The sequence below is a fragment of the Pseudomonas sp. 9.2(2024) genome (genome assembly GCF_039695385.1).
Lineage (GTDB): Bacteria > Pseudomonadota > Gammaproteobacteria > Pseudomonadales > Pseudomonadaceae > Aquipseudomonas > Aquipseudomonas paraglycinae.
Window position 1 is genome coordinate 3462499 of the sequence record NZ_CP155585.1, and the last position, 26540, is coordinate 3489038.

Genomic DNA, 26540 nt, shown 5'->3' on the forward strand with positions numbered 1-26540 from the left:
GCGACGTGATTTCGAGAGGGACCGCAGACTGATGACCTTTACCGTGCGACAGGCCCATGCAGCCGACGCCATCGCCCTCCCCGCCATCGAGCGCTCGGCCGCCGCGCTGTTTCGCCTCGACCCTTCACTGGCCTGGCTGGCGGGTGCTGCCGTGCCGCAGGCGTCGGCGCATTTACCGGCCATTGAACGGGGCGAAATGTGGGTGGCGGAAAACAACGACGGGCAACTTGCAGGTTTTTTAAAGGCGGTGACTGTCGACCAACAGTTGCACATTGAGGAACTGTCCGTCAGCCAACACTTTCAGGGCCGGGGCGTCGGTCGCAAGTTGCTGTTGGCGGCGATTGAACAGGCGCGTCTGTGGCAACTTCGGGCGGTGACGCTGACGACCTTTCGCGATTTGCCGTGGAATGCGCCGTTCTATCAACGCATGGGTTTTGCGCTATTGAACACCGAAGACACGGACGCACGTCTGCGCGATGTATTGCGCGATGAAATCACTCACGGATTGCCCGGCGAGCGACGTTGCGCTATGCGTCTGATCCTCACGCCGTTGCCTTGAGATCAACCCCCAGTGCCTGGGCGAACGCCTTGACCAACGGACTGCGCACGGTGTTATGCCGCAGGATCAGATTGAACGGCGTGTCGAAGTGGATCAGCTCCGGGCACACCGCGCGAAACTGCCCGGCGGCCACCAGCGTGGCGGCGTAGTGCCGGGGCAGAAAGCCCACGAAACGCCCGGTCTTGATCAGCAACGCCACCGCTTCGACCTGGGTCGCCGAGGCGGAAAAACTGTCGTAGCGGGCAAAGTTGAGCTTGTCGCGATGGATCGCATAGCGGTGGTTGATGCACTCGTAATCCTGCAGCACGTTGCCACCCATCTGCTCCGCCGGCATCTCGAACAACGGATGGCCGACGGCGCAGTAAGCCTGCGAGCGTTCCTCATAGAGCGGGTAATAATCGAACTCTTCACGCTTTTGATAAACCGGGACTATTCCGGCAACTAAGCGCCCTTCAACTACGCCTCTTTCAACTTCATCCAGCTGGGTGGCTTGAAGTTGAAATCTTACTTTCGGCGAATGTTCATTTATCTTTCTGAGCGCAGCAACTAACGGCGAATTATCGTCGCTAATCGTATTGTCGATCACCCCTACTCCGAGATCGCCGATAAGTTCGTTCTGTGCCGAACTAAGCCGATCCCGAAAGTTGTCGACCGAAGCAAACAGATCGATCGACGCCTGATACACCAGACGCCCTTCTTCGGTCAGGTGAAACCCTTCCCGGCCCCGGGTACACAGGCGCATGCCAATGCGGATTTCCAGGTCGGAGATCTGCTTGCTGATCGCGGCCAGGCCCACGTTCAGCTCGTTTTGCGCCGCGCTGAAGCCGCCGGCCTCGACCACCGCCTTGAACACCTTGAGCAGTTTGAAATCCAGTCCGCTGAGGGCCAAAGGTGCCCGGTGAGCGGTTTTGACCGGTGGGTTTCCGGAATTGGAAAGTGGGGTTTCCATAATGCTGATTTACCTCTGGCGCAATGTTCAACAATCTGTGTCCAACAACAAAAACATCGCCGGCTAATAATAATGATCACAGAAAACCAGCCTTGGCAACCGCCAGAAAATCCCGAACATCAGTGCCAACTCACTGATCGCCAAATATTAAAAGCTGACACTTCGATCAGCTCTTGTCTCTTTGCAACTGCCCTCTTGAAAACTGCTTTGGCCTGATTCCGTCTGCTCACTTTTCAGCGTGCTCGACAGGCCCGGCACATCGATTTCAGTTCGCGTTACCGACGAGGAAAACAACAAATGTCTCAAACCACCGACCGTCTCTGGGGTGCCCGTTTCAAAAGCGGCCCGTCCGCAGCCCTGGCGGCCCTGTCCCGTTGCCCCGAGCGCTATTTCCGCCTGACGCCTTACGATCTGGCCGGCTCCAAGGCCCACGCCGGGGAACTGCAACGTGCCGGCCTGCTCGACGAGCAGGAAACCCGCACGATGATCGAAGCCCTGGACGGCATCGGTGCCGATTTCGCTGCCGGGCGCATCGCCCCGACCCTGGACGACGAAGACGTTCACACCTTTATCGAGCGCTTGCTGACCGAGCGCCTCGGCGCACTGGGCGGCAAGCTGCGCGCCGGCCGTTCGCGCAATGACCAGACTGCCAACGACCTGCGCCTGTTCCTGCGGGATCACGTCCGCACCTTGGCCGTGGAAGTGCTGGCCCTGCAAACAGCGCTGGTGGATCAGGCCGAGCAGCACGTCGAGAGCATCTGCCCGGGTTTCACCCACTTGCAGCAGGCGCAACCGATCGTGTTCGCCCATCACCTGCTGGCCCACGCCCAATCGATTCTGCGTGACGTACAGCGTCTGGTGGATTGGGACGCGCGCACTTCGCTGTCGCCCCTCGGTGCTGCGGCCATGGCCGGTTCCGCGATCGCTCGTCAGCCGCAGCAGTCAGCCAAGGAAATGGGTTACGCCGGGGTCTGCGAAAACTCCATCGACGCCGTGGCCAGCCGCGATCACGTCGCCGAATTCCTGTTCATCGCCAGCATGCTCGGGATAAACATCTCGCGTCTGGCCGAAGAGTTTTGCCTGTGGTCGTCGCGCCAGTTCCGCTGGGTCGATCTGGATGACGCCTACGCCACCGGCAGCTCGATCATGCCGCAGAAGAAAAACCCGGACATCGCCGAACTGGCCCGGGGCAAGGCTGGCCGTCTGATCGGCAACCTGACCGGTCTGCTGTCGACGCTCAAATCCCTGCCGCTGTCGTACAACCGCGACCTGAGCGAAGACAAGAACGGCGTGCTCGACAGCGTCGACACCCTGCTGCTGGTGCTGCCGGCGATGGCCGGGATGGTCGCGACCATGACCGTCAACGTCGAGGAACTGCGCCGTCAGGCACCGCTGGGTTTCACCCTCGCCACCGAAGTTGCCGACTGGCTGGCGGTGCGCGGCGTGCCGTTCAAGGAGGCACACGAAATCACCGGCGCACTGGTGCAGGCCTGCGAAAAACACGACCTCGAATTGTGGGAAGCCTCGCCGGCGCTGCTGGCCGAGATCGACCCGCGCCTCACGGCAGACGTGCGTGACAGCCTGACCCTGGAAGCCGCCATCGCTGCCCGCAGCGGCTGGGGAGGCACCGCACCGCAACAGGTGCGCGAGCAGATCGGCCGACTGAAAACCGCCCTCGCCGCGCAGCAACAGTGGACCGAAAACTACCAGGGCTTCCGCCTCTAAGCCGGGTCCCCCTCCCACCGGGAGGGGGTTGATCGAAAAGTACAGTGTACGGAGAAACACCATGAGCCAGACTCAGGCAGAACGACTCCAGGCGGAGCGCAAACTGGCGGAAAACCAGTTCGACATTACCCAGTACCAGCATGTGCCACGGCGTTATTACGGGCGGATCTTCTTCGCCACGTTGATTGTGATCGCCATCATCGGCCTGGTGCGCGCCTTCGCCGAAGGCAAGATCGAATGGTCGTACATCGGCCAGTTCCTCACCTCCGAAGCAATCATGTGGGGCCTGTTCAACACGATCATCATGGCCGTACTCGCCATGGCGCTGGGCATCGTGTTCGGGGTGATCACCGCGATCATGCGCATGTCGGCCAACCCGATCCTGCGTTACGTGGCCGTGACCTACACCTGGCTGTTTCGCGGTACGCCGCTGATTCTGCAACTGCTGTTGTGGTTCAACCTGGCGCTGATCTTCCCCACCATCGGCATTCCCGGCCTGTTCGAACTCGACACCGTGAGCCTGATGACCCCGTTCGTGGCCGCCCTGCTCGGCTTGAGCATCAATCAGGGCGCCTATACCGCTGAAGTGGTGCGCGCCGGCCTGCTCTCGGTGGACACCGGCCAGTACGAAGCCGCCAAGTCGATCGGCATGCCACGCCTGCAGGCGCTGCGCCGGATCATCCTGCCCCAGGCCATGCGGATCATCATTCCGCCGGTCGGCAACGAATTCATCGGCATGGTGAAAATGACCTCGCTGGCGAGCGTCATCCAGTACTCGGAACTGCTCTACAACGCCCAGAACATTTACTACGCCAACGCCCGGGTCATGGAGCTGCTGATCGTCGCCGGTATCTGGTACCTGGCCACCGTCACCGTCCTGTCCTTCGGTCAAAGCCGTCTGGAGCGTCGTTTCGCTCGCGGCGCCGGCAAGCGTTCTTGAGGAGTCGAACATGAGAAACATCGTCAAGGCCGTGAGCCTGAACAAATATTACGACCAGTACCACGCGCTCAAGGACATCAACATCGAGGTAGAGCAAGGCGAAGTGCTGTGCATCATCGGCCCGTCCGGCTCGGGCAAGAGCACCCTGCTGCGCTGCGTCAATCAGCTGGAAAAGATCGACAAGGGCGGCCTCTGGGTCGACGGCGAGCTGGTCGGCTACCGCGTGGTCGGGCACAAGCTGCACGAACTCAACGAGTCGCAGATCGCCCGTCAGCGCCTGGCCACCGGCATGGTGTTCCAGCGCTTTAACCTGTTCCCGCACATGACTGTGCTGCAAAACATCATCGAAGGCCCGTGCCAGGTGCTCAAGCGTTCGCCCAAGGAGGCGCACGAAGAAGCCTTGGAACTGCTGGCCCGGGTCGGCCTGGCCGACAAACGCAACAGCTACCCGATCGAGTTGTCGGGCGGTCAGCAGCAACGGGTGGCGATTGCCCGCGCCCTGGCCATGCGCCCCAAACTGATGCTGTTCGATGAACCCACTTCGGCACTCGACCCGGAACTGGTCGGTGAGGTGCTGTCGGTGATGCGCGATCTGGCGCAGACCGGCATGACCATGATCGTCGTCACCCATGAACTGGGCTTCGCCCGGGAGGTTTCCAACCGCATGGTGTTCATGGACGGCGGGCAGATCGTGGAGGCTGGAAGCCCCGAAGAAATACTAATAAGTCCGCAAAACCCGCGCACCCAAAGCTTCATTTCTGCCGTTCGAACCTGAGGCCCCTTTGGCCTTCACAACACTCATAAGAGAACGTCCATGAAGAACTTCGTCATTCCAGCAGTACTCACCTCCCTCATGTCTTGCGGTTTCGCCGTGGCCGCCGAGTTGCCGGCCAGCATCAAGGAGAAAGGCGAGATCGTCGTCGCGATCATGCCCAACTATCCGCCGATGGACTTCAAGGACCCGGCCACCAACAAGCTCACCGGCCTTGACTACGACCTGGGCAACGCCCTGGCCGAACGCCTCGGGGTGAAGATCAAGTGGCAGGAAACCGGCTTCGAGCAAATGATCAACGCCCTGACCACCGACCGCGTGGACATGGTCCTGTCAGGCATGACCGACACCGCCGAGCGTCAGGCCAGCGTGACCTTCGTCGACTACTTCACCAGCGGCCCGCAGTTCTACACCTTGCAGAAGAATGCGGCGACCAACGAGATCATCGACCTGTGCGGCAAGAAAGTCGGTACCAGCCGCCGCACCACCTTCCCGGCGGAAATCGCCGCGTGGAGCAAGGAAAACTGTGAAGCGGCCGGCAAACCTGCAATCAACGTGATCGGCACCGAAGGCTCGGCCGACGCCCGTGCGCAACTGCGTCAGAGCCGCATTGATGCGGCGATGCAGGGCAGTGAAACCCTGTCGTACCTCAAGACTCAGGAAAAGGACATGTACAAGACGGTCGGCCAACCGATCTCCGTGCAGTTCACCGGCCTGGGTGTGAGCAAGAAGAAGCCTGAGCTGAGTGAAGCGGTGAAGGTGGCGTTGCAGAGCATGGTGGATGACGGCAGCTATGGCGCGATTCTGAAGAAGTGGGATCTGGAGTTGGGTGCGATCAAGGACGTGACTATTAACGCGGGCAAGTAACGCTTCGCCACTGATGCCCGGCTGCGATCTTTTGATTGCTCGTTCCCACGCTCTGCGTGGGAATGCAGCCTGGGACGCTCCGCGTCCCGAACAAAGATCGCAGCCTTCGGCAGTTCCTACAGATGAGTATCGGAGCGCTGTGATGTCCTCCTCACCCCAACCCACCTGGCCCGACCAGCACAAAGCCTGCCTCGCCCTGGCCTTCGACCTCGACGGCCCGACCGGCGATGCCATGCTCAACGGCTCGATCTGGCACAAACCCGAATACTTCGGCTTCGGCGGCTACGGCCCCTACCGCGCCCTGCCACGCCTGCTGGACCTGCTCGACGCCTTCAAGATCCCGACCACCTTTTTCGTCCCCGCGTGGGTCGTGGAAAACTGGCCGAAGCAATGCCAGGCCATCGTCGAGCGCGGCCATGAAGTCGCCTACCACGGCTACAAACACGAATCCTTCTACGCCCTGACGCTGGACCAGCAGCAGGCCGTAATGAACAAATCCCGCGACGTCTTCTGGCAATACCTGCACATCCGCGCCGAGGGGTTTCGCACCCCGTCTGGCGACTGGCGCGCGGAAACCCCGGCGATGCTGGCCGACAACGGCGTCATCTATTCCAGCAGCATGCGCGGCGATGACCGCCCGTATCTGGTCAACGTCCCCGGCCACGACACGCCGCTGGTGGAAATCCCCGGCCGCTGGGAAATGGACGACTACGCCTCCCTCGCCTACACCCGCGCACCGAACTTCCCGTCCGGGCTCGACCGCACCGCCAGCTACGAGCTGACCCTCGACAACTGGCAACGCGAGTACGACGGCGCAATGGACGAAGGCCTGTGCCTGACCACCCTGTTCCACCCGAAAATCACCGGCAAACCGGGGCGCATCCTGTTGCTGGAGAAACTCTTCGAACACATGCGCCAGCGCGATGACGTGTGGTTCGCCACCTGCCGCGACGTCGCCCGCTGGTGGCTGAAGGAGCATCACCATGGCTGACGCTGACAACCTCTGGCCCGCCGGCAAACGCTGCGCGGTGGTGCTGACCGTCGATTACAACGACATCCACGGCATTCTCACCCAGGCCCCGGAAGTCGCCGGGCGCGACAAGACGCTCTCGGTATGGCGCTATGGCACGCAACGCGGCGTCGAGCGTTTGCTCGGCCTGTTCAGGGAACTCGGGGTGCGCAGCAGCTGGTTCGTGCCCGGCATCGTTGCCGAGGAAAATCCGCAGCACATAGCGGCCATCCAGGCTGACGGCCATGAAATCGCCTGCGCCGGTTACCGCCATCAGGATTACGACACGCTGGATCTGGCGGCGCAAAGCACGGAAGTCGCCAAGGGCTGTGCAGCGCTGGAAGCATTGACCGGCGTGCATCCAACCGGTTTCCGGATTCCAGCGGGCAACGGTGCGCCGGGATTCATCGAAGCCTTGAAAGCTCACGGCATTCTCTGGTCGTCATCTTGGCGTGGCGATGACCTGCCGTTCTTGCATCCAACTGCGCCTGAAGTGGTCGAGTTGCCGCTGCATTACGAACTGGAAGACGAGCCTTACTTCGCCTTCAATCTGAGCCCGGCCGTGCCGCCGGCGCAATCGCGGATCGCCTCCTACAGCCATACCCTGGGCAACCTGCAAATGGACTTCGCCGGATTCCACCGTTTCGGCCTGTGCTACGTGCTGCGCCTGCACCCGGAAATCATCGCCACGCCGGGGCGTATCGGTGTGCTGCGGGAATTGCTGCAAGGCATTCAGCAGCATGACGGCGTGTGGATCGCCACCGGTGCCGAAGTCGCGCAGTGGTGGGCGCAAACGGCGGCGCCGGTCGCGCAGGATCATCCGGCGTCGGTGTATGAGCGCCACTATCGGGACTACCTCGTATGACCGAACGCATGCAGCGGCTGGCGCAGTTTTGCGTCGACACACGGTTTGAAGATCTGCCGCCAGCGTTGGTGGAACAGGCCAAGCGACACATTCTCGACACCTTCGGCGCAGCACTGGCCGGGGCCGACAGCGCGGTGGCGCTTCAGGCGCGGCAGGTGTTCGGCGCCGAACCCGGCACTGCGTTGGTCTGGGGTTCATCGTTGCGGGTCGGCGCGGGGCATGCGGCATTGCTCAATGGCATCGCCGCCCATGCGCTGGAGCTGGACGACACCGGCGGTTGCGATCACTCGGGCGCGGTGGTGTTGCCGGCGGTGATGGCGGCGCTGTCACTGGTGGATCGGTCGGTGGACGGTCACGAGTTCATCACCGCCGTGGTGATCGGCTACGAAATCGGCCGGCGGGTGCTGGAAGCCTGCGGCAGTTATTCGGCACACAACGGCGCCGGCTGGCATTCGACCGCCACCTGCGGCGTGTTCGGCGCGGCGGCGGCCTGTGCACGGATCTTTGCGCTGGATGTCGGGCAAACCGTGTCGGCACTGGGCATCGCCGGCAGTTTCAGCGGCGGGTTGTGGGCGTTCATCCATGACGGTTCGCAAAGCAAGAAACTGCACAGCGGTCGTGCGGCCGAGGGTGGTTTGCTCGCGGCGCGTTTTGCCCGTGAAGGCGTCAGCGGGCCGTCGGTGTTGTTCGAGGATGTCTGGGGCGGGTTTCTCAAAACCCTGGCGCCGGGCAGCGCGCAGCCGGATGCGCTGGATGCCGAATTGGGACAGGTCTGGAAACTCGCGCGCTGTTCGATCAAACCCTATGCCGCCTGCCGTGGCACTCATTCGGCGATCGATGCGCTCGGCTTGTTGCTGGAGCAATTGCAGGTTGGCGCCGATCAGGTTGAAGACATCCAGGTGCACCTGTGCGGGTTTCTGCTCGACATGTGCGGCGGTCGCGACATCCAAAGTCTGGCCGCCGCGCAGATGAGCCTGCCCTACGCCCTCGCCGCGCGACTGGTGCACGGCCATTGCCGACTCGAGGCTTACGACGAACAGCCGCGCGACGATCCGCGCATTGCCCATTGGCTGATGCGCATTCGCCTTGAAGTGGATGAGTGTCTGTCGGAGGATGGCGAGCCGCTGGTCATTGTTCGAACCCGCGACGGGCGTCAGGCGAGCCTGTGTGTCGAGGTGCCGCTGGGCGCGCCGGGCAATCCGCTGAGCGAGGCGGCGCTGGAGGAGAAGTTTTTCAGTCTGGCGTTGCGGGTCATTTCTCCGGTCAGGGCCGAGCCGTTACTGGCGCAGCTGCGGCAACTGCAAACGCTGGATTCCGTGCGCGATCTCGAGCACCTGTTAACCGAATAAGGACATTTGATTTTCCGTGGCCACCTACTCGCTCGTTATCCGCCGCCTGATGATCGTCTCGCTGACCATCGTCGTCAGCCGCGCCATCACCAGTCCGTTGCTCACCCTGTTTTTGAGCAACAAGCTCGGCCTCAACCAACAGGATGTCGGGTTGTTGCTGGGCATCGCGGTGTTCATCGCCACCCTGCTCGCGCTGTACGGCGGCTACATCATCGACCGGCTCGAGAAGCGCCGGTTGCTGATTCTGGCGATGCTCTCCAGCGCCATCGGCTTCGTGCTGCTGACATTCGCCAAAGACCTGTACCTGACGACCGCCACCCTGGTCATCACCGAAACCGCCTCGGCGCTGTTCCTGATCGGCTCCAAGGCGATCCTCAGTGAAAACCTGCCCATGGGCCAACGGGCCAAGGCATTTTCCCTGCGCTATACCCTGACCAACATCGGCTACGCCACGGGCCCGATGCTCGGTGTGGTGATCGCCGGGGTGTACCCGATTGCGCCGTTCCTGATAGCCGCTGGCATCGCCTTCGGCAGCATCTTCCTGATGATCGGCATCCCGAAGGACGCCAGCCCGGTCGCCGCCATCGGCCAGCCGCAAAGCTTCCTGAAAACGCTGATCACCCTGAAAAACGACCGCACGCTGATCATGTTCACCTGCGGCTGTTTGCTCAGCACCGTGGTTCACGGGCGTTTCACGTTGTACCTGTCGCAATACCTGCTGGTGGTCGAAGACTCGCAGCGCGCGTTGCAAACCATGGCCGCCCTGCTCGCCTGCAACGCCATCGCGGTGATCCTGCTGCAATACCAGATCGGTCGTTTCCTCAACCGGGAAAAACTGCGCTACTGGATCGCTGCCGGCACCAGCCTGTTCATCCTCGGTTTGATCGGCTTCAGCCTCGCCGACAGCCTGGTGACGTGGTGCATCGCGATGTTCATCTTCACTCTCGGCGAAATGATCATTTACCCGTCGGAATTCCTGTTCGTCGACACCCTGGCCCCGGAAGAACTGCGCGGCAGCTATTACGGCGCGCAGAATCTGGCGGCGCTGGGTGGCGCGCTGAGCCCGGTAATTTGCGGCTTCCTGCTGATGCACACGCCGGCGCCGACCATGTTCTATGCGCTCAGCGCATTGACGGCGATGGGCGGTTTCCTTTGTTTCATGAGCGGGCGACGCGTGGCTTTACTGCATAAATAATGCACTGAAACTGCATTTATATGAATTTGTCAGCATCGTGATTGCTTGGCACACTGTGCGCGTTCCTCCCCCAATAGTTGGAACACTTCGAAGGACTTTCCGCGTTTACGGACAAGTCCTTTTTTTTGCCCTGAATTTCGCAAAGGATCGATTCTGCATGCTCGCTCGCTGGTTACCCGCCGCCATCAACACCCGCCCCACCGAATGGAGCCGCGCCGCCATCGGCATGGCCCTGGGCACGTTGTTCAGCGTGTGGGCGTGCAGTCAGGTGTTCGGCATTGAAGTGGCCTACCACCTGATCGGCCCGTTGGGCGCTTCGGCGGTTTTGCTATTCGCGGTGTCGTCCGGCGCCCTCGCCCAGCCATGGTCGATCATCGGCGGCTACCTGTGCGCAGGCGTCGTTGCGTTGCTGGTGGCCCACGTCCTCGGCCGAACCTTGGGCAGTGCGTGCCTCGCCGCCGGCATGGCGCTGATCCTGATGTGCTGGCTACGCTGCCTGCACCCACCGGCCGGCGCCGTCGCGTTGACGATGGTGCTGGCCGACCCGATGACCATCGCCATGGACTGGAAAGCCCTGGAACCGGTGATGCTCAGCGCCGCGTGCCTGCTGCTGGCCGCACTGGCCTACAACAACCTCACCCGCATCCGCTACCCGAAACGCCCTGCCGAACCCGCGCCGGCTGTGGCCCCGGTGGATATTCAGTCCATCACGGCCGAGGATCTGAAATTGGCACTGGCCGATATGGAGGCATTCATCGATGTCACGCCGGAGGATCTGGAGCAGTTGATTCATGCCAGTGAACTGCATGCCAAGCGGCGCAGCATTGGCCAGGTGTTCCGCTGAGTCCAGAGCCAGTCCCTGTCAGCGTTGTCGATTGAAAAGAAGCCGCGATCGCGTGCATTTGGCCTAAGGTAAAAATGCAGACAGCCCGTGCACATATCCCCGTTGTACACGGCAAATTTGCACTGTTACGATCCGGTAACGCTCGCGCGCGAGCTTCTCGAATAAAGACAATAAAAGCAGGGAGTTAGTGATGACTGCTCAGGCTTCATCCCCGCGGACTTCGTCCATGGATGCCACGCCACACGAAGTGCTGGCCGAGGTTCGCAATCACATCGGTCATCTGACCCTCAACCGCCCCGCCGGCCTCAATGCCCTGACCCTCGACATGGTGCGCCAGCTCCAGCAACACCTGGACGCCTGGGCCGCTGATGCCGATATTCACGCGGTCGTGCTGCGCGGTGCCGGCGAGAAAGCCTTCTGTGCCGGTGGCGACATTCGATCCCTGTACGACAGCCATAAAAGCGGCGACACGCTGCACGAAGATTTCTTCGTCGAGGAATACGCCCTCGACCTGACGATCCACCACTACCGCAAACCGGTGCTGGCGCTGATGGACGGTTTCGTTCTCGGCGGCGGCATGGGTCTGGTGCAAGGCGCCGATCTGCGGGTGGTCACCGAGAAGAGCCGTCTGGCGATGCCGGAAGTGGCGATCGGCTATTTCCCGGATGTCGGCGGCAGTTATTTCCTGCCACGGATTCCCGGCGAGCTGGGGATTTACCTGGGCGTCAGCGGCGTGCAGATCCGTGCGGCGGATGCGCTGTATTGCGGGCTGGCCGACTGGTATCTGGAGAGCAGCAAACTCGGCACCCTCGACGAACAGCTCGATCACCTGGAGTGGCACGATACGCCGCTGAAGGATCTGCAAAACCTGCTGGCCCGCCACGCCGTGCAAACCCTGCCGGATGCGCCGCTTGAGGCCTTGCGCCCGGCCATCGACCATTTCTTCGCCTTGCCTGACGTGCCGAGCATCGTCGAGCAACTGCGCGCCGTGACCGTCGCCGACAGCCACGAATGGGCGACCACCACCGCCGACCTGCTGGAAACCCGCTCGCCGCTGGCCATGGGCGTGACCCTGGAAATGCTGCGTCGCGGCCGGCACCTGAGCCTGGAACACTGCTTCGCCCTCGAACTGCATCTGGATCGCCAATGGTTCGAACGTGGCGACCTGATCGAAGGCGTCCGCGCCTTGCTGATCGACAAAGACAAATCACCACGCTGGAATCCGCCGACCCTTGCCGCGCTGCACGCCGAGCAGGTCGCGAGTTTCTTCCACGGTTTCGAAGAGAGCGGGAGCTGAGCCATGCACGATCTCGAATTGACAGAAGACCAGGTAATGATCCGCGACATGGCCCGGGACTTTGCCCGTGGCGAAATCGCCCCCCACGCGCAAGCCTGGGAAAAGGCCGGCTGGATCGATGACGCCCTGGTGGCGAAGATGGGCGAACTCGGCCTGCTGGGTATGGTGGTGCCGGAGGAATGGGGTGGCACGTACGTCGACTACGTGGCCTATGCGCTGGCAGTGGAAGAGATTTCCGCCGGTGACGGCGCCACCGGCGCGTTCATGAGCATTCACAACTCGGTGGGCTGCGGGCCGGTGCTCAACTACGGCAGCGAAGAACAGAAGCAGACCTGGCTGGCGGATCTGGCCAGCGGCGCAGTGATCGGCTGCTTCTGTCTGACCGAGCCCCAGGCCGGCTCCGAAGCGCACAACCTGCGCACCCGCGCCGAACTGCGCGACGGGCAATGGGTAATCAACGGCGCCAAGCAATTTGTCAGCAATGGCAAACGGGCGAAACTGGCGATCGTGTTTGCGGTGACCGATCCGGATCTGGGCAAGCGCGGGATCTCGGCGTTTCTGGTGCCGACCGATACGCCGGGGTTCATCGTTGACCGGACCGAACACAAGATGGGCATCCGCGCCTCCGACACCTGCGCGGTGACGCTGAACAATTGCAGCATTCCTGAAGAGAACCTGCTGGGCAAACGCGGCAAAGGTCTGGCGATTGCCCTTTCCAACCTGGAAGGCGGACGTATCGGTATCGCGGCGCAAGCATTGGGCATCGCCCGCGCAGCGTTCGAAGCGGCGCTGGGTTATGCCCGTGATCGGGTGCAGTTCGGCAAAGCGATTGTCGAGCACCAGAGCATCGCCAACCTGCTGGCGGACATGCAGATGCAGATCAACGCAGCACGCTTGATGATTTTGCATGCGGCGCGGCTGCGTACGGCGGGCAAACCGTGTCTGTCGGAGGCTTCACAGGCCAAGCTGTTTGCTTCGGAAATGGCCGAGAAGGTGTGTTCGTCAGCGATTCAGATTCATGGCGGGTATGGGTATCTGGAGGATTATCCGGTGGAGAAGTACTACCGGGATGCGCGGATTACCCAGATTTATGAGGGGTCTAGCGAGATACAGCGGATGGTGATTGCTCGGGAGTTGAAGAACTATCAGTTGTGACCGTGTCGGCCCCTTTCCCTCACCCCAGCCCTCTCCCGGAGGGAGAGGGAGCCGACCGAGGTGTCTCAGGTCTGACATCGACCTGAAACATCCCGGTCGATTATGGAATTGCCAAACGAAGACACCAATCCCGCGCTATTCAAGCATGAGTTCAACTCGGTAGCTCAGGTCGGTGCAACTCCCGAAAACAACTCGGTCAGTCCCCTCTCCCTTTGGGAGAGGGTTAGGGTGAGGGGGCTTTTGAGGGCGCCGCGTTATTTGCCTTGGAACTCGGCAGGCCGCTTCGCCACAAACGCCGCCATCCCTTCCTTCTGATCCTGCGTTGCAAACGCCGCATGGAATACGCGGCGTTCGAAGCGCACGCCTTCAGTCAGATTCACTTCAAACGCGCGGTTGACGCTTTCCTTGACCATCATCGCAATCGGCAGCGATTTGCTGGCGATCACCGCCGCGACTTTCAGCGCCTCATCCAGCAACTCGGCACTCGGCACGATCCGCGCGACGATGCCGCAGCGCTCGGCTTCCACCGCGTCGATCATGCGGCCGCTCAGGCACATTTCCATGGCCTTGGCCTTGCCCACCGCGCGGGTCAGGCGCTGGGTGCCGCCCATGCCCGGCAGCACGCCGAGGTTGATTTCCGGCTGGCCGAATTTGGCGTTGTCGCCGGCCAGGATGAAGTCGCACATCAACGCCAGTTCACAGCCGCCACCCAGGGCAAAACCGTTGACCGCCGCGATGATCGGCTTGCGGCGGTTGGCTACGCGATCGCTGTCGCTGAACAGGTCGTCCATGTAGATCTGCGGGTAGGTCAGATCGGCCATTTCCTTGATGTCGGCGCCGGCGGCGAAGGCTTTGGTCGAGCCGGTGATGACGATACAGCCGATGTTCGCGTCGGCTTCAAAACCATCGAGCGCGCGATTCACTTCGCTGACCAGTTGCGCGTTGAGCGCATTCAGCGCCTGCGGGCGATTGAGGGTGATCAAGCCGACGCGGCCATGGGTTTCCAGCAAAATCGTTTCGTAACTCATGTGCAGATTCCTTCTCAAAGATTGCGCGAAATGACCATGCGCTGAATGTCGCTGGTGCCTTCGTAGATCTGGCAGACCCGCACGTCGCGGTAGATGCGCTCCAGCGGGAAGTCGTTGAGGTAACCGTAACCGCCAAGGGTTTGCAATGCCATGGAGCAGACCTTTTCGGCCATTTCCGAGGCGAACAGTTTGGCCATCGACGCTTCGACCAGCGCTGGTTGGCCGCTGTCGCGCAGGGCGGCGGCGTAATGCACCATCTGCCGCGCCACGGCGATCTGGGTGGCCATGTCCGCCAAGCGGAACGCCACGGCCTGATGTTCGATGATCGGCTTGCCGAAGGTGTCACGTTCACGGGCGTAATCGCGCGCCGCTTCGAACGCGGCGCGGGCCATGCCCACCGATTGCGAAGCGATGCCGACGCGGCCGCCTTCGAGGTTGGCCAGGGCGATCTTGTAGCCCTCGCCCTCCTCGCCCAACCGGTTGGCCACCGGCACTTTCACGTCTTCGAACAGAATCTGGCAGGTGTCCGAGGCGTGCTGGCCGAGCTTGTCTTCGATGCGGGCAACTTTGTAGCCCGGCGAGTCGGTCGGCACGATGAATGCGCTGATCCCGCGTTTGCCGGCGCTCGGGTCGGTCACCGCAAACACGATCACGATTCCGGCGTTTTGCCCTGAGGTGATGAACTGTTTGCAGCCGTTGAGCACGTAGTGATCGCCTTCCAGCCGCGCGCGGGTTTTCAGGCTGCTGGCGTCGGAACCGGCCTGTGGTTCGGTCAACGCGAAAGCGCCGAGCATTTCGCCGCTGGCCAGCGGTTTGAGAAAGCGCTCACGCTGGTCGTCGTTGCCGAACTTGAGGATCGGCACGCAACCCACCGAGTTGTGCACGCTCATGATCGTCGAGCAGGCGCCGTCGCCGGCGGCGATTTCTTCCAGGGCCATGGCGTAGGCCAGGTAACCGGTGTCGCAACCGCCCCACTGCTCCGGCACCAGCATGCCGAAGAAGCCCAGCCCGGCCATTTCGCCGATGGCTTCTTTCGGGAAGCGGTGCTCGCGATCCCACTCGGCGGCGAACGGTTTCAGCCGTTCCTCGGCAAACTGCCGGGCCATGTCGCGGATTTGTTGCTGGTCGTCATTGGGAATCATGGCAAATCCTTAACTCGGGTTCAGACGCACTCGACGGCCATCGCCGTGGCTTCGCCGCCGCCGATGCAGATCGCCGCGACGCCGCGCTTCAGGCCCTTCTGGCGCAGGGCCGAGAGCAAAGTCACCAGAATCCGCGCGCCGGACGCACCAATCGGATGGCCCAGGGCGCAGGCGCCGCCGTGGATGTTGAGCTTGTCGTGAGGGATTTCCAGGTGGGTCATCGCCGCCATGCCGACCACGGCGAAGGCTTCGTTGACTTCGAACAGATCGACCTGATCCAGCGACCAGCCGGTTTTCTTCATCAGCTTCTTGATCGCGCCAATCGGCGCCACCGGGAACAGGCCCGGGGTGTCAGCGAAGGCTGCGTGGCCGTGAATCACCGCCAGCGGTTTCAGACCCTGTTTCTGCGCTTGCGACTGACGCATCAGCACCAGCGCAGCGGCGCCGTCGGAAATCGAGCTGGAGTTGGCTGCGGTTACGGTGCCGCCCTCGCGGAACGCCGGTTTCAGCGAGGCGATCTTGTCCAGTTTGGCTTTTGGCGGCTGCTCGTCGTTGCTGATCACAACCTGTTCTTTGCCAACGGTCACGGTCAGCGGAACGATCTCGGCCTTGAAGCTGCCGTCCTTGATCGCCTGCTGGGCGCGGGTGGTCGAGGCAATGGCAAAGGCGTCCTGAGCCTCGCGGCTGAAGTCGTTGGTTTCGGCGCAATCCTCGGCGAAGGTGCCCATCAGGCGGCCCTTGTCGTAGGCGTCTTCGAGGCCGTCGAGGAACATCGAATCCAGCACCCGGCCGTGGCCCATGCGGTAACCGGCACGGGCGCGATCCAGCAGATACGGCGCGTTGGACATGCTTTCCATGCCGCCCGCGATCACCACATCGGCGCTGCCGGCCAGCAGCATGTCGTGGGCCAGAATGGTGGTTTCCATGCCCGAACCGCACATCTTGTTGACCGTGGTGCAACGGGTGGATTTATCCAGCCCCGCGCCCAGCGCAGCCTGACGCGCAGGCGCCTGGCCGAGACCGGCCGGCAATACGCAGCCGAACAACACTTCATCGACCGCATCGGCGGCCACACCGGCACGTTCGACCGCCGCCTTGATCGCAGCGGCGCCGAGTTGTGGCGCGGTCAGGCTTTTCAGTTCGCCCTGAAAACCGCCCATCGGGGTGCGGACGGCGCTGACGATGACAATCGGATCGTTGGAGATGGTCATGGGAAATCCTCCTTACTTGGCGGCCATGCGCAAGGCACCGTCGAGACGGATCACCTCGCCGTTGAGCATGCTGTTTTCAATGATATGCCGCACCAGCGCGGCGTACTCGGCAGGTTTGCCCAGACGCGGCGGGAACGGCACGCCAGCCGCCAGCGAGTCGCGCACTTCCGGGGTCATGCCGGCCATCATCGGGGTTTCGAAAATGCCCGGGGCGATGGTCATCACGCGGATGCCGAAGCGCGCCAGTTCACGGGCCGCAGGCAGGGTCAGGCTGGCGATTGCGCCTTTCGACGCCGAATACGCAGCCTGACCGATCTGGCCATCGAACGCCGCAACCGAGGCGGTGTTGATGATCACACCGCGTTCGCCGTCGGCGTTGGCTTCGCTTTCGGCAATCGCTGCCGCTGCCAGACGCAGCATGTTGAAGCTGCCGATCAGGTTGACGTTGATCACCTGAGCGAAGCTGGACAAGGCGTGCGGGCCATTCTTGCCGAGGATTTTCTCGCCGCGAACGATGCCGGCGCAGTTCACCAGACCATTCAGACTACCGTAGGCTTTAACGGTCGCCTGCACGGCGGCTTCGGCGGCGGCTTCGTTACTGATGTCGGCCACCACACTCTGCGCACCGAGGCGCTGGGCCTGGGCGGCGACGGCGTCGGCGTTCATGTCCACCAGCATCACTTTGGCGCCGGCGCTCACCAGCAATTCAGCGGTGGCGGCACCCAGGCCGGATGCGCCGCCGGTGACGATAAAAACCTTGTTTTCGATCTGCATGACTGTTTCCTTGGATTCAAGCTGAAACGTTGTGCGCCGCGGCCTCTTGAGCCTTGGCGATTTCCTGGTTGCGCAAGATAAAGCGCTGCAATTTGCCGCTCGGGGTTTTCGGCAACTCGCTGACAAATTCGATTTCACGGGGGTATGAATGCGCGGCCAGACGCTTGCGCACGTGTTGCCGCAGTTCTTCGGCCAGCGCAGGTTCCGCGCGGTATTGCGGGTTGAGCACGACGAAAGCTTTCACCAGTTCGGTGCGCTCCGGATCGGGCTTGCCGACCACTGCTGCCTCGACGACGGCCGGGTGTTCGATCAGTGCGCTTTCCACGTCGAACGGGCCGACCCGGTAGCCGGACGTGGTGATCACGTCATCGCTGCGGCCGACGAAGCTGATGCTGCCGTCCGGGTTCCACTCGACGGTGTCGCCGCTCAGGTAGTAATTGCCGACGAAGGCCTTGGTCGGCGCGCCTTGGTAACCGGCGAACCAGCACATCGGCGACTGTGTGCGGTCGATGGCGAGGATGCCGGGCTGGCCGACGCCGAGTTCGTTGTTCTGCTCGTCGAGCACCACGATGCGATGGCCCGGCGAAGCAAAACCGGCGGCGCCGAGGTGGATCGGGTGTTCGAGGCCGTGGTGGTTGCACAGCACCATGCCCAGCTCGGTCTGGCCGTAGTGGTCGTGAATGACCACGCCGAGGTTGTCGGCGAACCAGCGGATCACTTCCGGGTTCAACGGCTCGCCGGCGCTGCTGACAATGCGCAGCTTGCCCTTGATCGATTTGGCGAACTCATCGCCACCGGCAATCAGCAGGCGATACGCCGTGGGCGAACCGGTGAGGTTGGTGATCCCGTACTTGTTGATCACCCGGCAAGTGCTTTCGAGGGTGAACGGGCCATCGTAGAACGTGATCGGATGGCCCATCGACAACGGGCCGGTGACACCGAAATAGATGCCGTAGGCCCAGCCCGGATCGGCGACGTTCCAGAACGCATCTTCCGGGCGCAGATCCACGGCATCGCGGGTGTAGCTCTGGAACGCCACGATGGCTTTGAGCGGCACCGCCAGCGCTTTCGACGGGCCGGTGGTGCCCGAGGTGAACATCAGCAGGAACGGGTCTTCGCCGGTCAGCATCACCGGTTCGCAGACATTTGAATGGTTGGGCAGCTCGGCCCAGAAACTGAAATCGCCACGGACGATGCCCTGGCCTTTCGGGCCGCCAACGGTGACCAGCGTCGGGCAGTCGGCGACTTCGCTGAGTTTCGACCGGTTGGCGGCGTCGGTCACCACGACTTTGGCGCCGGAGCTGTTCAGGCGATGCTCAAGGGCTTTGGGGCCGAACGCGGTGAACAGCGGTTGATACACCGCGCCGATGCGCCAGGTGGCGAACACGGTGATCAGCAATTCGATGTTGCGCGGCAGCAGGCCGGCGACTTTGTCGCCCTTCTGCACGCCTTGGGCGAGAAGGAAATTGGCGAAACGCGCGGCTTTGTCCTGCAGGTCGCTAAAGGTATACGTCGCACTGGCGCCGTCGCGGCCTTCCCAGAACAGCGCGATACGCCCCGGCAAGGCGTGGCGGTCACAACATTCGACGCAGGCGTTAAGCGCCTCGAGCGTGCCGCTGAGGGCGGCGTCCACGGTGTGCTGATAATCAAACTGTTTGGTGGCAGACAAGTAATCGCGCATTGCCAGAATCCCTCTGTTCTTATTAGGTTGGGGAACCGTAAACAACAGAGGAATACTCGCGCCGCACGCCGTCTGCGGCAATGGTCAAAGCCCTCAAAGTGGATGACTGGTTTGGCCAAGGTTTGCGTGGATTCGAGGATGTGATCGTTCCCACGCTCTGCGTGGGAATGCAGCCGGGACGCTCCGCGTCCCTTCCAGAGCTGGAACGCGGAGCGTCCCTTGAGGCATTCCCACGCAGAGCGTGGGAACGAGAGTTGGCGGTGGGCGGTGAGTCAGCGGTGGATCAGACCGCTTCGTTGAGGATCAAGCTGCGATAGTGCCCAGGATTGGTCCCCGACCACTTGCGAAACGCCTTGTAGAACGAGCTTGCATCGGCAAACCCCAGCCGCGTGGCGATCTCGGCAAAACTGATCGAAGGCTCCGCCAGCCAAGTAATCGCCAGTTCCTTGCGCACGCTGTCCTTGAGGCCCTGATAGGTCTGCCCTTCTTCCGCCAGACGCCGGCGCAGGGTCGAGGCCGACATGCACAACTGCTGGGCCAGCGCGTCGGTTTCCGGCCACTTATCTGCGGATAATTGCCGCAGATCCTGCTTGATCCGGCTCGCAAGGCTTTCCGGGTCGCGGTACTTCACTAGAATGTTGGCCGGGGCATGGGCCAGAAAGCGCTTCAATTCCTCGGCGCTGCGCTTGATTGGCAGATCCAGCACGTCGGCGGCGAAGATCATCCGCGTGCGCGGCCGGTCGAAACGCAGGTTTTCCGAGAACATCACCCGATAGTCATCACAGAAATCCGGCGCCGGGCAGCGCAGCTCGATGGCCAGGATCGGAATCCGCCGCCCCGCCAGCCAGCACGCCACGCCGTGGACGATCATCCAGTAAGTGAAATAGGTGAAGGCGCGGCGCGGTTCCGGGTCGTCTTCCAGCAGCACGATTTCCGCCAGACTCTGCTGATGCACCAGTTGCGCCGGCAGGCGCTCGAGCATCAACGACAGGAAATTCAACCCGGTGCTCAACCCAGCGGCCAGGTTCGGCTGGGCCATCGCGCTGCGGCAGAGGAATTCCAGGCTGCCGGATTTCAGCTTGCGCGGGTCCATGCCAAAGAATTCGTCATCGCCGCGCCGGGCCAAAAGGCGCCACAACCGCGCGTACTGGCTGGCCGGGACGCGGGCGTCGTCGGTGGCCAGCAACGCCGGATCGATCCCGACCTTGCTCAAGACTTCTTCCGTGGCCACGCCCGGGGCACAACTTTGCAGCAGTGCTTCGCGCACCAGTTGAATGGCGATGGTGTCTTTTTCCGACATGGAACGCGCGCAATCCTGTTGTTGTTCGAGTGGCGGGCATCTTAGCGCAGCTGACTCGGTGGCGTGGATGTTCAGACTCGTTCAGCTCCGGTTCAGCTAAATGTCAATGAATGCCATGTGAGAATGACTTTCATAATGTTACAACTTGTAACCTCATTTCGTTACACAGTGATCGTCGAATGCTCGTTCCCTTTTTGATCATGTTGCGCGAAGGCATCGAAGCCGCGCTGATCGTTGGCATCATCGCCAGCTACCTGCAACAGACCGGCCGTGGCCAGTGGATGCCGGCGGTGTGGATCGGGGTTTTTCTCGCCGCCGCGCTGGCCTTGCTGGTCGGCGGTGGCCTGGAACTGGTCAGTGCCGAATTCCCGCAAAAGCAGCAGGAACTGTTCGAAGGCGTGGTCGGGCTGGTGGCCGTGGGGATTCTCAGCTCAATGGTGTTCTGGATGCGCAAGGTGGCGCGTTCGATCAAGCATTCGCTGCAAGCGTCCCTCGATCATGCGCTGACTTCTTCGAAACATCAGGTCATCGCGCTGATCGCCATGGTGTTCTTTGCCGTGGCCCGGGAAGGTCTGGAAACCGTGTTCTTCCTGCTTGCCGTGTTCCAGCAGAGCGAAGGCGCGGCCGCGCCGATCGGCGCCCTGCTCGGCCTGATCCTGGCGATTGTCGTCGGCTTCCTGATCTACAGCGGCAGCATGCGTTTGAACCTGTCGGCGTTCTTCCGCTGGACCGGGCTGTTCATTCTGGTGGTCGCTGCCGGGATTCTCGCCAACTCGGTACAGGCCCTGCATGAGGCCGGGGTGTGGAACCACCTGCAAACCGTGCTCTTCGACTTCAGCGCGACGCTGCCGATGGATGGCCCGCTGGGCTCGGTGCTGGCCGGCATGTTCGGTTATCAGGACGCGCCGACCGTCAGCACCCTCGGCGCCTACCTGATTTATCTGCTGGTGGCGCTGGTCATGTTCTTCATGCCGGCACCCAAGCCCGCTGCCCAATCGTCTTCCGTTTCCAGCCAATAAGGGCCTTCATGTCAAAGCCTAATACTCCTCAGGCCTCGCCTCCCCGCGCCTTGCGCTGGGCGGTGGCCGGTTCGGTGGTCGTGATGATCGCCGCCGGTGGCCTGTTCTACTACGCCTCGAAAATGGCCGCCGCCAAACGTCAGCACAACCGTGACGAAGTGGTGGTGAACATCCATCCGCACAGTTGCGAGCCGAACGCCCTGACGGTGCCGGCCGGCCACGCCAGCTTTCGCATCGTCAACCGCTCCGACCGGGCGGTGGAATGGGAAATCCTCGACGGCGTGCTGGTGATCGAAGAACGCGAGAACATCGCGCCGGGCCTGAGCCAGGTGATCAACGCCAACCTGCAACCCGGCGACTACGCCATCACCTGTGGCCTGCTGAGCAACCCGCGCGGCACGCTGCACGTGACGCCGACCGCCGCTTCGGATGCCGCCGCCAAGGCCAAGCCGTCGATGGTTGCCTTCGTCGGGCCGCTGTCGGAGTTCCGCGTGTATCTGGCCAGCCAGGGCAGCGCGCTGATCAAAGCCGTGACGGCGCTGAATCAAGCCATCGACAGCGGCGATCTGGCCCAGGCCCAGGCTTTGTATTTGCCGGCCCGCGCCGCGTATCAGCGTCTGGCCCCCGCCGCACAACGTCTGGCGGAGCTGGACAACAGCATCAACGCCCGCGCCGATTACTTCGAAAAACGCGAGCAGGATCCGGCCTTCGTCGGTTTCCACCGTCTCGAATACGCGCTGTTCCAGCAACGCAAACTCGATGATCTGACGCCCATTGCCCAAGGCTTGCTCGACAACGTCACCACCCTGAAACAACAGCTGCTGGCCCAGTCGCTGCCGCCGGAGCAACTGGTGGAAATCGTCGTGCGCAACCTCAACACCCTCGCCGACGTGCGCGCCGCCAGCGGCGAAGAGGAACGCTACAGCCACAGCGATCTCAACGGCTTCGCGGCCAATCAGGAGACCGCGCACAAAGTCGTCGAACTGCTGCGCCCGCTGCTGAGCAAATCCGCCGCCGACCTGCTGCCGAAAATCGACGGCGCGCTGGCTGATTTCGATACCACGCTCAACGGCTTCAAGGTCAAGGACGGCTACGCCAGTTACGACACCGTCAACGGTGAGCAACGCAAGCAGATCGCCGACAAGGCCAAGGCCCTGGCCGACGCCCTCGACAACATTGATCCCGCCCTCGGCCTCTCCGGCCTGTAGCAGAAGACGAATACCGATGAACGATTCCGAACACTTCAACCTGCAACGTCGCCGAGTACTGATGGGCATGGGCGCCGCTGGCGTCGCACTGGCCGGCACGGCGTTGAGCTGCCCGGCGATGGCTGCTGCCCCTGCGCAAGTCACCGAAGCGCCGAGCAGCGACAAGACCCAGGATCACCACGACTTTCACGGCGTGCACCAGAGCGGCATCGTCACCCCGCGTCCGGCGGCCGGCATGCTGGTGTCGTTCGATGTGCTGGCCAGCGACCGTGAAGACCTGGAGCGTCTGTTCCGCACCCTCAACGAGCGCATCTCATTTCTGATGAAGGGCGGCCCGGTGGCGCAGATCGATCCGAAGCTGCCGCCGCCGGACTCCGGCATCCTCGGCCCGGTGGTGACACCGGACAACCTGACCATCACCGTGTCGGTGGGCGAATCGCTGTTCGACGAGCGCTTCGGCCTCGCGTCCGCCAAACCCAAGCGTCTGGTGCGCATGGTCGGTTTCCCTAACGATGCGCTGGAAGCCGATTGCTGCCACGGCGACCTGAGCCTGCAGTTCTGCTCCAACACCGCCGACACCAACATCCACGCCCTGCGCGACATCGTGAAAAACCTGCCGGACCTGCTGCTGGTGCGCTGGAAACAGGAAGGCAGCGTGCCGCCGCAAGCCCCTGCCAAACCCGGTGTGCCGGCGCAATCGGCGCGCAACTTTCTGGGTTTCCGTGACGGTTCGGCCAACCCGGATTCCAACGACGGCAAGGCCATGGACCGCATCGTCTGGGTGCAACCGGGCAGCGACGAACCGGCCTGGGCGGCCCACGGCAGTTATCAGGCGGTGCGGATCATCCGCAACTTCGTCGAACGCTGGGACCGCACGCCGTTGCAGGAACAGGAAAGCATCATCGGCCGGGTCAAAACCACCGGCGCGCCGATGGGCGCCAGCCATGAAACCGAAGTCCCGGATTACAGCAAGGATCCGGAAGGCAAGCTGACCAAACTCGACGCGCATATCCGCCTGGCCAACCCGCGCACCGCCGCGAGCCAGGCCAACCTGATCCTCCGCCGTCCGTTCAACTACTCCAACGGCGTGAACAAGAATGGCCAGCTCGACATGGGCCTGCTGTTCATCTGCTACCAGGCCGACCTGGAAAAAGGCTTCATCACCGTGCAGACCCGCCTCAACGGCGAGCCGCTGGAGGAATACCTCAAGCCGGTCGGCGGCGGTTACTTCTTCACCCTGCCGGGTGTCACGGGCGACAAGGATTTCATTGGTCGCTCGCTGCTCAACGCTACTCAACCAAAAACAACTGCATAGCATTCAACAGGAGCCGCCCCCATGAAAAAGACGCCACTTGCGTTATTGCTCACCCTAGGTTTGCTCAACACCCCGCTGTCGGCGTTCGCCGCGACCGCGCCTCTGGATCTGGTGGGGCCGGTGTCGGACTACAAGATCTACGTCACCGAACAACTGGATGAACTGGCCAGCCACACCCAGCAGTTCACCGACGCGGTGAAAAAAGGCGACCTGGCCACCGCACAGAAGCTCTACGCACCGACCCGCGTCTATTACGAGTCGATCGAGCCGATCGCCGAGCTGTTCAGTGACCTAGACGCGTCCATCGACTCCCGCGTCGACGACCACGAGCAAGGCGTGAAAGCCGAAGACTTCACCGGTTTCCACCGCATCGAATACTCGCTGTTCTCGGAAAAGAGCACCAAGGATCTGGACGCCCTGGCCGATGGCCTGAACAAGGACGTGAAGGACCTGCAGACCCGCGTCGCCGGCCTGACCTTCCCGCCGGAAAAAGTCGTCGGCGGCGCCGCTGCGCTGCTCGAAGAAGTCGCCGCAACCAAGATCTCCGGTGAAGAAGACCGCTACAGCCACACCGACCTGTACGACTTTCAGGGCAACATCGACGGCGCGAAGAAAATCGTCGACCTGTTCCGTCCGCAGATCGAGAAACAGGACAAGGCCTTCGTTGCCAAAGTCGACAAGAACTTCGCCACGGTGGACAAGATCCTGGCGAAGTACAAGACCAAGGACGGCGGTTTCGAGACTTACGACAAGGTGAAGGACAACGACCGCAAGGCGCTGGTCGGCCCGGTCAATACCCTGGCTGAAGACCTGTCGACATTGCGTGGCAAACTCGGGCTGAACTGAGTCCGCGCATAAAAAAATCCCCCGGACGCTTGCTGCGTTCGGGGGATTTTTTGTGGGCCGGTTTTAGAGAATGCGATAGAGCAACCGCTCGACCCGCACCCGGCTCACGCGCTTGAGGAACTTGGCCACGCCCGCCGGGTAGTCCGGCAAGGCTTCCAGATCCTGGAAACGTGCGATCCGCGTGGTGTGAACGAAGATGTTTTCCAGCTCCACGCGGCGCGGTTCCAGCCACTCGCCTTTCGGGTCATCGATCAGCAAGGCGTTTTCCAGATCGAGACGGAACGCCCGCGGATTGAGGTTGTTGCCGGTCAGCAGCGTATAGCGCTGGTCGATCCACATGCCTTTGAGGTGATAGCTGTTGTCGCCTTCACGCCACAGATGCAGGTTCAACTGGCCGCTGTCGATGTTGCGCTGATGACGCTTGGCGAAACGGCGCAGGCTGATCTCGTAGAGATACGGCAGCGCGGCGATCACCTTGAACGGCTCGGTCGGCGGGATGTAGAAGTCGTTGGCGGTCTTGTCGCCGACCACGATGTCGATCTTCACGCCGCGGGCCAGCGCCCGGTTGATCTCGCGGATCACGCCGAGCGGCAGGTTGAAGTACGGCGTGCAGATGGTCAGCTGCTTCTGCGCGCTGGCGATCAGCTCCAGAATCACCCGGTTCAGCGGGTTGTTCTTGCCCACGCCGAGCAACGGACTGACCGACAGACCGGTATGCGCCGTGCTGCCGGCACTGGTGTCATACGCCGCGTATTTGAGGCGGCTGCGCAGATCGCCGATGTCGTTGCGCAGGCTGCGGGTGGTCGGCAGGTTCGGCAGGTCGAGGCGATGCACCGCTTTCGATTCGATCAGGCCGTGCTTGACCAGATGGTGCATCGAGTCCGCCAGTTCGCGGCTTTGCAGCACGTGATAACGGTCGAAACGGTACTTGTCGAACTTGTGCAGGTAGACGTTGTTCAGGCTGGCACCGCTGTAGACCACGCAATCGTCGATCACGAAGCCTTTGAGGTGCAGCACGCCGAACAACTCGCGGGTCTGCACCGGCACGCCGTAGACCGGCACCACGCTCTGGTGGGTGCGGGTCATTTCCTGATACCACACCGAGTTGCCCGGCTGTTTGCCGGCACCGATCAAGCCGCGCTGGGCCCGCAGCCAGTCGACGACCACCGCGATTTCAAGCTCGGGACGCTTGAGTTTGGCGGCGTGCAAGGCATCGAGGATTTCCTGGCCGGCTTCATCGTTTTGCAGATAAAGCGCGACGAGGTAGATGCGCTGGGTCGCCTGGGCGATTTTCTCCAGCAGGCAACGGCGGAAATCGGCGGCGCCGGGCAGGATCGTCACGGCCTCGGCGGTCAGCGGAAAGCTGCGCAGTTTGGGCAGCAGAGAGCGTTTGAAAAGCAACGGCATAGGGCTCGCAATGGGTCGAATCCGAAGAACCGAGAGCTTACACCATCAACTCCTTCGGGTCTTCCCGCCTGATTGATCGTTCC

Annotated in this window: 24 protein-coding genes; 16 read left to right on the forward strand and 8 right to left on the reverse strand. The window is 62.2% G+C overall.

The genetic code is table 11. The features are described from left to right. Positions 1 to 31 precede the first annotated feature (31 nt). Positions 32 to 559, forward strand: a complete 528-nt coding sequence (locus ABFB52_RS15460) for a GNAT family N-acetyltransferase (RefSeq protein WP_129972930.1) — start codon at positions 32 to 34, stop codon at positions 557 to 559. On the opposite strand, the gene ABFB52_RS15465 is transcribed toward ABFB52_RS15460, so the two are convergent. Further along, entirely contained in the window at positions 543 to 1508 is a 966-nt protein-coding gene (locus ABFB52_RS15465) for a LysR family transcriptional regulator (RefSeq protein ID WP_115078020.1), read from the reverse strand. The two genes, ABFB52_RS15460 and ABFB52_RS15465, sit on opposite strands and share 17 nt — an antisense overlap. A gap of 297 nt (positions 1509 to 1805) precedes the next feature. Here ABFB52_RS15465 and argH point away from each other — a divergent pair, with 297 nt between their 5' ends. From argH to ABFB52_RS15520, 11 genes are all read left to right on the forward strand, one after another. Beyond that, positions 1806 to 3233, forward strand: coding sequence for an argininosuccinate lyase (gene argH, locus ABFB52_RS15470; RefSeq protein WP_129972931.1), 1428 nt, complete (start codon positions 1806 to 1808; stop codon positions 3231 to 3233). A 61-nt stretch (positions 3234 to 3294) separates the two neighbouring features. Continuing rightward, positions 3295 to 4173 (forward strand): amino acid ABC transporter permease, encoded by an 879-nt coding sequence (locus ABFB52_RS15475; protein ID WP_085610364.1) that lies wholly within the window; start codon positions 3295 to 3297, stop codon positions 4171 to 4173. A gap of 10 nt (positions 4174 to 4183) precedes the next feature. Beyond that, positions 4184 to 4948 (forward strand): amino acid ABC transporter ATP-binding protein, encoded by a 765-nt coding sequence (locus tag ABFB52_RS15480; protein ID WP_039768627.1) that lies wholly within the window; start codon positions 4184 to 4186, stop codon positions 4946 to 4948. A 39-nt stretch (positions 4949 to 4987) separates the two neighbouring features. Beyond that, positions 4988 to 5812: an ABC transporter substrate-binding protein gene (locus tag ABFB52_RS15485; protein ID WP_102686101.1), complete on the forward strand. Its 825-nt coding sequence runs from the start codon at positions 4988 to 4990 to the stop codon at positions 5810 to 5812. 142 nt (positions 5813 to 5954) lie between these two features. Beyond that, complete coding sequence (locus ABFB52_RS15490) at positions 5955 to 6803, forward strand: polysaccharide deacetylase (protein ID WP_129972932.1); 849 nt, start codon at positions 5955 to 5957, stop codon at positions 6801 to 6803. Further along, positions 6796 to 7686 carry a polysaccharide deacetylase gene (locus tag ABFB52_RS15495; protein WP_129972933.1) on the forward strand — a complete coding sequence of 297 codons (891 nt, stop codon included), beginning with the start codon at positions 6796 to 6798 and terminating at the stop codon, positions 7684 to 7686. The genes ABFB52_RS15490 and ABFB52_RS15495 overlap by 8 nt, the downstream gene beginning before the upstream one ends. Then, entirely contained in the window at positions 7683 to 9035 is a 1353-nt protein-coding gene (locus ABFB52_RS15500; RefSeq protein WP_129972934.1) for an MmgE/PrpD family protein, read from the forward strand. Before ABFB52_RS15495 ends, ABFB52_RS15500 begins: the two co-directional genes overlap by 4 nt. 16 nt (positions 9036 to 9051) lie before the next feature. Beyond that, positions 9052 to 10230 (forward strand): MFS transporter, encoded by a 1179-nt coding sequence (locus ABFB52_RS15505; RefSeq protein WP_064596823.1) that lies wholly within the window; start codon positions 9052 to 9054, stop codon positions 10228 to 10230. Positions 10231 to 10387: 157 nt separating this feature from the next. After that, positions 10388 to 11074 carry an HPP family protein gene (locus tag ABFB52_RS15510; RefSeq protein ID WP_102686096.1) on the forward strand — a complete coding sequence of 229 codons (687 nt, stop codon included), beginning with the start codon at positions 10388 to 10390 and terminating at the stop codon, positions 11072 to 11074. Positions 11075 to 11264: 190 nt separating this feature from the next. Further along, positions 11265 to 12371: an enoyl-CoA hydratase/isomerase family protein gene (locus tag ABFB52_RS15515; protein ID WP_129972935.1), complete on the forward strand. Its 1107-nt coding sequence runs from the start codon at positions 11265 to 11267 to the stop codon at positions 12369 to 12371. A gap of 3 nt (positions 12372 to 12374) precedes the next feature. Then, positions 12375 to 13526 carry an acyl-CoA dehydrogenase family protein gene (locus ABFB52_RS15520; protein ID WP_129972936.1) on the forward strand — a complete coding sequence of 384 codons (1152 nt, stop codon included), beginning with the start codon at positions 12375 to 12377 and terminating at the stop codon, positions 13524 to 13526. Between the two features lie 254 nt (positions 13527 to 13780). Here the strand turns inward: ABFB52_RS15520 and ABFB52_RS15525 are convergent, their stop codons facing one another. From ABFB52_RS15525 to ABFB52_RS15550, 6 genes are all read right to left on the reverse strand, one after another. Continuing rightward, a complete protein-coding gene (locus tag ABFB52_RS15525; protein ID WP_039768644.1) occupies positions 13781 to 14554 on the reverse strand; it encodes an enoyl-CoA hydratase in 774 nt (257 codons plus the stop codon). A gap of 14 nt (positions 14555 to 14568) precedes the next feature. Beyond that, positions 14569 to 15696: an acyl-CoA dehydrogenase gene (locus ABFB52_RS15530; RefSeq protein ID WP_007951274.1), complete on the reverse strand. Its 1128-nt coding sequence runs from the start codon at positions 15694 to 15696 to the stop codon at positions 14569 to 14571. Between the two features lie 20 nt (positions 15697 to 15716). Then, positions 15717 to 16907: an acetyl-CoA C-acyltransferase gene (locus ABFB52_RS15535; protein WP_085745585.1), complete on the reverse strand. Its 1191-nt coding sequence runs from the start codon at positions 16905 to 16907 to the stop codon at positions 15717 to 15719. A 12-nt stretch (positions 16908 to 16919) separates the two neighbouring features. Beyond that, entirely contained in the window at positions 16920 to 17681 is a 762-nt protein-coding gene (locus ABFB52_RS15540; RefSeq protein ID WP_085745584.1) for an SDR family NAD(P)-dependent oxidoreductase, read from the reverse strand. 16 nt (positions 17682 to 17697) lie between these two features. After that, complete coding sequence (locus ABFB52_RS15545; RefSeq protein ID WP_129972937.1) at positions 17698 to 19362, reverse strand: AMP-binding protein; 1665 nt, start codon at positions 19360 to 19362, stop codon at positions 17698 to 17700. 283 nt (positions 19363 to 19645) lie between these two features. Further along, positions 19646 to 20662 (reverse strand): AraC family transcriptional regulator, encoded by a 1017-nt coding sequence (locus ABFB52_RS15550; RefSeq protein WP_129972938.1) that lies wholly within the window; start codon positions 20660 to 20662, stop codon positions 19646 to 19648. 179 nt (positions 20663 to 20841) lie between these two features. On the opposite strand from ABFB52_RS15550, the gene efeU reads away from it, so the two are divergent. From efeU to efeO (ABFB52_RS15570), 4 genes are read left to right on the forward strand one after another with little or no spacing between them, the layout of a single operon-like run. After that, complete coding sequence (gene efeU / locus ABFB52_RS15555; RefSeq protein ID WP_129972939.1) at positions 20842 to 21681, forward strand: iron uptake transporter permease EfeU; 840 nt, start codon at positions 20842 to 20844, stop codon at positions 21679 to 21681. Between the two features lie 8 nt (positions 21682 to 21689). Then, positions 21690 to 22889, forward strand: a complete 1200-nt coding sequence (efeO, locus tag ABFB52_RS15560; RefSeq protein WP_129972940.1) for an iron uptake system protein EfeO — start codon at positions 21690 to 21692, stop codon at positions 22887 to 22889. 16 nt (positions 22890 to 22905) lie between these two features. Beyond that, a complete protein-coding gene (gene efeB / locus ABFB52_RS15565; RefSeq protein WP_102688069.1) occupies positions 22906 to 24204 on the forward strand; it encodes an iron uptake transporter deferrochelatase/peroxidase subunit in 1299 nt (432 codons plus the stop codon). Between the two features lie 21 nt (positions 24205 to 24225). Continuing rightward, positions 24226 to 25050: an iron uptake system protein EfeO gene (efeO, locus tag ABFB52_RS15570; RefSeq protein ID WP_085687128.1), complete on the forward strand. Its 825-nt coding sequence runs from the start codon at positions 24226 to 24228 to the stop codon at positions 25048 to 25050. A 63-nt stretch (positions 25051 to 25113) separates the two neighbouring features. Here the strand turns inward: efeO (ABFB52_RS15570) and pssA are convergent, their stop codons facing one another. Further along, the gene (gene pssA, locus ABFB52_RS15575; RefSeq protein WP_129972941.1) at positions 25114 to 26457 is read right to left on the reverse strand and encodes a CDP-diacylglycerol--serine O-phosphatidyltransferase; all 1344 of its coding nucleotides are present in this window, start codon (positions 26455 to 26457) and stop codon (positions 25114 to 25116) included. Positions 26458 to 26540: the final 83 nt, after the last annotated feature.

Excerpts from the sequence above, each read along its gene's own strand:
- ABFB52_RS15460 (WP_129972930.1), top strand. The coding sequence starts at position 32 with ATGACCTTTACCGTGCGACAGGCCCATGCAGCCGACGCCATCGCCCTC.
- ABFB52_RS15465 (WP_115078020.1), bottom strand. The coding sequence starts at position 1,508 with ATGGAAACCCCACTTTCCAATTCCGGAAACCCACCGGTCAAAACCGCT.
- argH (WP_129972931.1), top strand. The coding sequence starts at position 1,806 with ATGTCTCAAACCACCGACCGTCTCTGGGGTGCCCGTTTCAAAAGCGGC.
- ABFB52_RS15475 (WP_085610364.1), top strand. The coding sequence starts at position 3,295 with ATGAGCCAGACTCAGGCAGAACGACTCCAGGCGGAGCGCAAACTGGCG.
- ABFB52_RS15480 (WP_039768627.1), top strand. The coding sequence starts at position 4,184 with ATGAGAAACATCGTCAAGGCCGTGAGCCTGAACAAATATTACGACCAG.
- ABFB52_RS15485 (WP_102686101.1), top strand. The coding sequence starts at position 4,988 with ATGAAGAACTTCGTCATTCCAGCAGTACTCACCTCCCTCATGTCTTGC.
- ABFB52_RS15490 (WP_129972932.1), top strand. The coding sequence starts at position 5,955 with ATGTCCTCCTCACCCCAACCCACCTGGCCCGACCAGCACAAAGCCTGC.
- ABFB52_RS15495 (WP_129972933.1), top strand. The coding sequence starts at position 6,796 with ATGGCTGACGCTGACAACCTCTGGCCCGCCGGCAAACGCTGCGCGGTG.
- ABFB52_RS15500 (WP_129972934.1), top strand. The coding sequence starts at position 7,683 with ATGACCGAACGCATGCAGCGGCTGGCGCAGTTTTGCGTCGACACACGG.
- ABFB52_RS15510 (WP_102686096.1), top strand. The coding sequence starts at position 10,388 with ATGCTCGCTCGCTGGTTACCCGCCGCCATCAACACCCGCCCCACCGAA.
- ABFB52_RS15515 (WP_129972935.1), top strand. The coding sequence starts at position 11,265 with ATGACTGCTCAGGCTTCATCCCCGCGGACTTCGTCCATGGATGCCACG.
- ABFB52_RS15520 (WP_129972936.1), top strand. The coding sequence starts at position 12,375 with ATGCACGATCTCGAATTGACAGAAGACCAGGTAATGATCCGCGACATG.
- ABFB52_RS15525 (WP_039768644.1), bottom strand. The coding sequence starts at position 14,554 with ATGAGTTACGAAACGATTTTGCTGGAAACCCATGGCCGCGTCGGCTTG.
- ABFB52_RS15530 (WP_007951274.1), bottom strand. The coding sequence starts at position 15,696 with ATGATTCCCAATGACGACCAGCAACAAATCCGCGACATGGCCCGGCAG.
- ABFB52_RS15535 (WP_085745585.1), bottom strand. The coding sequence starts at position 16,907 with ATGACCATCTCCAACGATCCGATTGTCATCGTCAGCGCCGTCCGCACC.
- ABFB52_RS15540 (WP_085745584.1), bottom strand. The coding sequence starts at position 17,681 with ATGCAGATCGAAAACAAGGTTTTTATCGTCACCGGCGGCGCATCCGGC.
- ABFB52_RS15545 (WP_129972937.1), bottom strand. The coding sequence starts at position 19,362 with ATGCGCGATTACTTGTCTGCCACCAAACAGTTTGATTATCAGCACACC.
- ABFB52_RS15550 (WP_129972938.1), bottom strand. The coding sequence starts at position 20,662 with ATGTCGGAAAAAGACACCATCGCCATTCAACTGGTGCGCGAAGCACTG.
- efeU (WP_129972939.1), top strand. The coding sequence starts at position 20,842 with ATGCTCGTTCCCTTTTTGATCATGTTGCGCGAAGGCATCGAAGCCGCG.
- efeO (WP_129972940.1), top strand. The coding sequence starts at position 21,690 with ATGTCAAAGCCTAATACTCCTCAGGCCTCGCCTCCCCGCGCCTTGCGC.
- efeB (WP_102688069.1), top strand. The coding sequence starts at position 22,906 with ATGAACGATTCCGAACACTTCAACCTGCAACGTCGCCGAGTACTGATG.
- efeO (WP_085687128.1), top strand. The coding sequence starts at position 24,226 with ATGAAAAAGACGCCACTTGCGTTATTGCTCACCCTAGGTTTGCTCAAC.
- pssA (WP_129972941.1), bottom strand. The coding sequence starts at position 26,457 with ATGCCGTTGCTTTTCAAACGCTCTCTGCTGCCCAAACTGCGCAGCTTT.